The sequence below is a fragment of the Corallococcus praedator genome, assembly GCF_003612125.1.
Classification (GTDB): Bacteria; Myxococcota; Myxococcia; order Myxococcales; family Myxococcaceae; genus Corallococcus; species Corallococcus praedator.
Window position 1 is genome coordinate 1 of sequence record NZ_RAWI01000440.1, and the last position, 7221, is coordinate 7221.

Annotated in this window: 1 protein-coding gene; it reads left to right on the forward strand. The window is 71.4% G+C overall.

The window, feature by feature from the left end; genetic code table 11:
• Nucleotides 1-7221: non-ribosomal peptide synthetase (locus D7Y13_RS35405; RefSeq protein WP_120630933.1), on the forward strand; the 7221-nt coding region annotated here is incomplete at both ends.

Here is a 7221-nt window from a genome sequence, read left to right on the forward strand (position 1 = left end):
CGCCCTCCACCGAGGCCCTTCGCTCCTTCCTCGCCTCGCGGCTGCCGGACTACATGCTGCCCGCCGCCTTCCTTCACCTCGCGGCGCTCCCCCTCACCGCCAACGCCAAGCTCGACCGCAAGGCCCTCCCAGCCCCCGACTCCAGGCCTTCGCTCTCCCAGGACTTCGTCGCCCCTCGCGATGACGTCGAGTCCCTCCTTGCCTCCCTCTGGGCCTCCGTCCTCCACCTCCAGCGCGTCGGCATCCACGACAACTTCTTCGCCCTGGGTGGCGACTCCATCCTCAGCCTCCAGCTCGTCGCGCGTGCCCGACAGGCCGGACTGCGGCTGTCGCCGAAGCTGCTCTTCCAACACCAGACGATCGCGTCGCTGGCCCCTCACGTCACCGCGTCGCTTCTGCCGCAGGCCGAGCAGGGCCTCGTCACCGGCCCCGTTCCGCTCACGCCCATCCAGCGGGCCTTCTTCGAGGAAGACCTTCCGCGTCCGCACCACTTCAATCAGGCGGTGTTGCTCGAAACACGGGCTCCGCTCGATGTCACGGCGCTGAAGGCCGCGCTGGAGCACCTCGTCGAACACCATGACGCGCTCCGCACTCGCTTCGTCGAGCAGGACGGCGTCTGGCACCAGCACACCGTGGGCCGCGAGCACCCCGTCACACTTCACGAGGTGGATCTCTCCGCGGTTGCCGACGCGGAGCTGTCCCCTTCGCTGGAAGCCGCCGCCACGAAACTCCAGACGGGCTTCGACCTGTCCAGCGGACTGCTCTTCAGCGCGGCCCTCACCCATCAGGGCCCCCACCGCACGGAACGCCTGCTGCTCACCGCGCACCATCTGGTGGTGGACGCGGTCTCCTGGCGCACGTTGGTGGAGGACCTGGAGGCGCTCTACCTCGCGCTGAGCCAGGGCCGCTCGCCCTCCCTGCCCGCGAAGACCACGTCCTTCAAGAGCTGGGCGCAGCGTCTGGAGGCCCACGCGAAGACCGGGGCTGCCGCGCGGGAGCTGCCCTTCTGGCTCGGGGAGGACCGCCCCGTCGCGCGGGAGCTGCCTCGCGACCTTCCCGGGCAGAACACGGTCGCCTCCGCACGCGAGCTCTCCCTCTCGCTCACGCCCGAAGAGACGCGGCTCCTCACGCAGGAGGTCCCCGCTGCCTACCGCGCCCGCGTCGAGGACGTGCTCGTCGCGGCGCTCGTGGGCGGCCTCTTCCGTTGGACGGGCCACCCGAACCTCCAGGTGGAGCTGGAAGGCCACGGCCGCGAAGACCTCTTCGACGACGTCGACCTGTCCCGCACGGTGGGTTGGTTCACCACGACGTATCCCGTGACGCTGGAGGCTCCCGTCCGCGCGAGCCCTGGCGAGTTGCTGCGGAGCGTGCGCGACCGCCTGGGACAGGTGCCCCAGCGCGGCCTGGGCCACGGTCTGTCGCGGCACCTCGGCACGCCCGAGGCCATCCAAGCCCTGCGCTCACGTCCAGCCGCGCAGGTGTCCTTCAACTACCTGGGCCAGCTCGATCAGCTCGCCTCCGCGTCCACGCTCTTCGCGCTCGCGCCCGAATCCAGCGGCGCCTCGCGTGACCCGGAAGGCCATCGCCGTCACCTGCTGGAGCTGACCGCGCGCGTGAGCCACGGACGCCTGGAGCTGGGGCTCGTCTACAGCGCCAACGTCCACCAGACCGCCACCGTCGAACAGGTGGCGCGTGAGCTCATGGCCACCCTGCGCGCCTTCATCGCCCAGCGCGCTTCGGAGGATGCCGCCCGACGCACGCCCGCGGAGTTCCCGCTGGCGCAGTTGGAGCAGGCCTCGCTGGACCGGCTGCTGCGACTCGCGCCCCAGGACCTCTATCCCCTGTCGCCCATGCAGCAGGGCATGTTGTTCCAGGTCCTGCTCAACCCCGGCGCCGGGGAGTACTTCGAGCAGATCACCTGGGCCATCCACTCGCGCCTGGACGTGCCGGCCTTCCACGCGGCGTGGCAGGCACTCATCGCCCGGCACCCCGTGCTCCGGACCTCCTTCCACCGCGAAGGCCTGGAAGAACCCCTCCAGGTGGTCCACCCCGACGCAGCGCTGCCGTGGCGTGAGCTGGACTGGCGCGGGCTCTCCGCGGAGGACCAGGAAGCCCACCTGCAGGCCTTCCTCGCCGAGGACCGCGCGCAGGGCTTCGACCTGTCCCATCCCCCGCTGATGCGCTTCGCGGTGATGCGCCTGGATGGCGACGTGCACCGCGTGGTGTGGAGCTTCCACCACCTGCTGCTCGACGGCTGGAGCCTGGGCCTGCTGCTGGAGGAGCTGTTCGCCCCCACTGCGCGCACCGTGCGACCGGCGCCGCCCTACCGCGACTACATCTCGTGGTTGGGACGGCAGGACCTGACGCTCGCGGAGACGCATTGGCGGGCGGACCTCGCGGGCTTCAGCGCCCCCACGCCGCTGCCCGGCGAGCGGCGGGCAGCAATCCGGGACGCCGTGCCCGCCAAGGTCGAGCGGACCTGGGTCATGCCCGCGGCGCTCACCGCGCGGTTCCAGGACTTCGCGCGCCGTCACCAGCTCACGCCCAACACGGTGGTCCAGGCGGCGTGGGCGCTGCTGCTCGGCCGCTACAGCGGCGAAGCGGACGTCGTCTTCGGCACCACCGTCGCCGGCCGGCCCACGGACCTGCCGGGAGCGGAGGACATGGTCGGCCTGTTCATCAACACGCTGCCCGTGCGCGTGGCGCTCCCGCCCGAGGCCCGCGTGGTGCCGTGGCTCCAGGGGCTCCAGGCCCGTCAGGCCGACCTGCGTCAGCACGAGCACAGCCCCCTGGTCCGCATCCAGGGCTGGAGCGAGCTGCCCCGGGGCGTGCCCCTCTTCAACAGCCTGCTCGTCTTCGAGAACTGGCTGGACTCGGCGGTGCGGGAGCGCACCTCCGGACTGGACCTGCGCGACATCCGCGGGCTGGAGCGGACGACCTACCCGCTCAACATCAACATCCTCCCCGGGGAAGAGCTCACCCTGCGGCTGTCGCACGACGCCGGACGCTTCGATGGCGCCATCCTGGAGCGCGTCCTCGCGCAGTGGCAGCAGGTCCTCACGGCCTTCGCCTCCCAGCCGGAGGCCCGGCTCGCGGACATCTCGCTGCTGACGGACGCGGAACGCCACCAACTGCTGTCGGGATGGAACGACACGCGCCGCGCCGTGAGCAGCGCGGCCTTCGCGCACGAGCGCTTCGAGGCCCGCGCCGCACGCACGCCGGAGGCCGTGGCCGTCACGTCCGGGGATGCTCGCTGGACGTTCGCGCAGCTCGATGCCCGGGCCAACCAGCTCGCGCACCACCTGCGCGCGCGGGGCGTGGGACCGGACGTGCGGGTGGGGCTGTTCCTGGAGCGCTCCGTGGATCTGGTGGTCGCGGTCCTGGGCATCCTCAAGGCGGGCGGCGCCTACGTGCCGTTGGATCCGGAGTACCCCCAGGAGCGGCTGGCCTTCATGCTCGCGGACTCGCGGGTGCCCCTGCTGGTGACGCGCGACGCGCTGGCGGACGTCCTCCCCGCCACGGGCGCGCTGCTGGTCTGCCTGGACTCCGATGCGCGGGTCCTCGCGAAGGAGTCCCCGGAGGCTCCCGCGCGGACGGTGAGCGGCGGCAACCTGGCCTACGTGCTCTACACCTCCGGATCCACCGGCCGTCCCAAGGGCGTGATGGTGGAGCACCAGGGGCTGACGAACTACCTGGACTGGTGCGCCACGGCGTATCCGGTGACGGAGGGCGCGGGGGCACCGGTGCATTCGCCCCTCGCGTTCGATCTCACCGTGACCAGCCTCCTGCTTCCGCTCACGGTGGGGCAGCCCATCACCCTGATTCCGCAAGGTGACGGCGTCGAAGGGCTCCAGGCCGCCCTGCGCTCGGGAGCGGACTTCAGCCTCGTGAAGCTGACGCCCACCCACCTGTCCCTGCTGGCCCAGGGGCTGGCGGAGCACGAAGCCGCCGGAGGAACCCGGGCCTTCGTCATCGGCGGAGAAGCACTCTCCTACGAGACCCTGGCGCTCTGGCGGCGACACGCCCCTGGGACGCGGCTGCTCAACGAGTACGGCCCCACCGAGACCGTGGTCGGCTGCTGCGTGCATGAAGTCGGCGCGGAGGACCCGACCACGGGCGCGGTGCCCATCGGGCGGCCCATCGCCAACGTCGAATTGCACGTGCTGGATGCGGCCGGACGGGTCGTGCCTCCGGGCATCCCCGGGGAGCTGTTCATCGCGGGCCTTCCCCTGGCGCGTGGCTACCTGGAGCGTCCGGACCTGACCGCCGAGCGCTTCGTGCCCCATCCGTTCAGCGCGGAGCCCGGGGCCCGGATGTACCGGACGGGCGACGTCGTGCGGCGTCGGCTGGATGGCGTGCTGGAGTTCCTGGGCCGCGCCGACGCGCAGGTGAAGCTGCGCGGCTTCCGCATCGAGCCTGGCGAAATCGAGGCCGTGCTCACCAGCCACCCCGCCGTGCGCGAGGCGGTGGTCTTGTTGCGCGAGGACACGCCGGGCGATGCACGCCTCGCCGCCTATGTGACGGGAGACGCGGCGCGGCTGGAGTCCTCCGCGCTGCGCACCTTCCTGGAAGCGAAGCTCCCGGCCCACATGATTCCCGCCGCGTTCGTCCGGCTGGAGTCACTGCCGCTCACCTCCAACGGCAAGGTGGATCGCAAGGCCCTGCCCGAGCCCGTGGGCACACGTCCGTCCGGAATCGAAGCCGCACCGCCCGCCACGCCCACCGAGGAGTTGCTGGCCGGCATCTGGGCGCAGGTGCTGCGCGTGGAGCAGGTGGCGCGCGGCGATGACTTCTTCGAGCTGGGAGGGCACTCGCTCATCGCCACCCAGGTCGTGTCCCGCGTGCAGGAAGCCTTCGGGGTGGACCTGGCCCTGGGCGAGCTGTTCGAGGCCACCACGCTGTCCGCGCTGGCCACACGCATCGATGCCGCGATCCAGGCAGGACGTCACCTGCACCTCCCGCCGTTGGTGGCCGCGCCTCGCACGGGTGAGCTGCCGCTGTCGTTCGCCCAGCAGCGCCTGTGGTTCCTCCACCAGTTCGCCCCCCAGAGCGCGCTCTACAACATCCCCCTGGCCGTCCGGTTCACGGGGAGCCTGGACCCGGCCGCCCTGTCGCGAAGCTTCCAGGAGCTGGTCCGCCGCCACGAATCCGTGCGCATGACCTTCCCCTCCACCGAGGGGCGTCCGACCCAGGTGGCCCTGCCCGAAGCCGCGCTGTCCCTGCGCGACGTGGACCTCCAGGCACTGCCCCTGGAGCAGCGTGAAGCCGAGGTGTCCCGCCTCGCGCAGGAAGAGGCCCAGCGCCCGTTCGACCTGGCCCGGGGCCCGCTGCTGCGCGCCACGCTGCTGACGCTCGGCGAGCCGGGGCACGTGCTGCTGCTGACGATGCACCACATCATCTCGGACGGCTGGTCCATGGGGGTGCTCATCCGGGAGATGGCGGCGCTCTACGCGGCCTTCACCGAGGGCCGACCCTCGCCCCTGCCGGAGCCGGTGCTCCAGTACGCGGACTATGCGCTGTGGCAGCGGACGTGGCTTCGGGGCGAAGCGCTGGAGACCCAGCTCTCCTACTGGAAGAAGCAGCTCGAGGGCGCCCCCGCGTCGCTGGAGCTGCCCACCGACTTCCCGCGTCCGGCCGAGCCCACGAACCAGGGCGCGCACCTGACCCGCCAGCTTCCCACCGCGCTCACCGAGGCGCTGAAGACGTTGGGCCGCCGCGAGAACGCGACGCTCTTCATGACGTTGCTGGCGGCGTTCCAGGTGCTGCTCGCCCGGCACTCCGGACAGCAGGATGTGGTGGTGGGCACGGACATCGCCAACCGCACCCGCGCGAACACCGAAGGGCTCATCGGCTTCTTCATCAACCAGCTCGTGATGCGCGGACGGCTCGACACCGTCTCCACGTTCCAGGAGCTGCTGGCCCACACGCGAGAGACGGCGCTCGCGGCCTACGCACACCAGGACCTGCCCTTCGAGGAGCTGGTCCGCGTCCTCAACCCGAAGCGGGGTCAGGGCCAGGCGCCGCTCTTCCAGACGAAGCTCGTGCTCCAGAACGCGCCGATGACGGCCATCGAGCTGCCCGGCCTGACGCTCACGCCCCTGGAGCTGGCCAGCGGCTCCGCGAGGCTGGATCTCCTGCTGTCCGTGCAGGAGACACCCGACGGGCTGTCCTGCCTCTGGCAGTTCAGCACCGAGCTCTTCAAGCCCTCCACCGTCGAGCAACTCGCCTCGCGCTTCGAGCGCCTGCTCGAAGGCATCGTCACCTGGCCGGAACAGTCCTGGTCCAGGCTGCCCATGCTCTCCGAAGAGGAGCGTCAGAAGATCCTCGTCGCGTGGAACGACACGCGGCAGGTGCTCTGCGACGAGTCGCGCGTCCACCACCTCTTCCAGGCCCAGGCCGAGCGCACCCCGCTGGCGCACGCCGCGGCCTTCGGCGGCCAGCACCTCACCTACCGGGAGCTGGACGCTCGCGCCAACCGCCTCGCCCACCACCTGCGCTCCCTCGGCGTCGGGCCCGAGACCCGCGTCGGACTCTTTCTGGAGCGCTCCCTCGACGTTCCCGTCGCACTCCTCGCCATCCTCAAGGCCGGCGGCGCCTTCGTTCCCCTCGACCCCGCCTACCCGGCCTCACGCACCGCCTTCATCCTCGAGGACGCGGGCGTTCCCCTCGTCCTCACCCAGGACTCCCTCGCGGATGAGCTGCCCTCCGGCGTTCAGCTGCTCTGCCTCGACTCCGACGCCGACGCGATTGCTCGCTGGCCCGACTCGCCTCCCGACGTCCGCGTCTTCGACGACAGCCTCGCCTACGTCATCTACACCTCTGGCTCCACCGGCACGCCCAAGGGGGCCCTGCTCCTCCACAAGGGCCTCGCCAACACCGCGCTCGCCGCCGCTCGCGCCCAGCGCTTCCACGCGAACAGCCGCGTCCTGCAGTTCGCCTCCCCCGCCTTCGACGCCTCCGTCTGGGAGGTCTTCTCCACGCTGCTCTCAGGCGCCTGCCTCGTGCTCGCCTCGCGCGACGCCTTGCTGCCCGAGCTGCCCCTGCGGCAGCTGCTCGAATCCCAGGCCGTCACCGCCGTCACCCTGACGCCCTCAGTCCTCGCCCAGCTCTCCGAGGCCGGACTGCCCCTGCTGGAAACCGTCATCTCCGCGGGCGAGGCCCTTCCGCCCGCGACGGCCCAGCGCTGGAGCCAGGGACGTACCCTGCTCAACGCCTACGGCC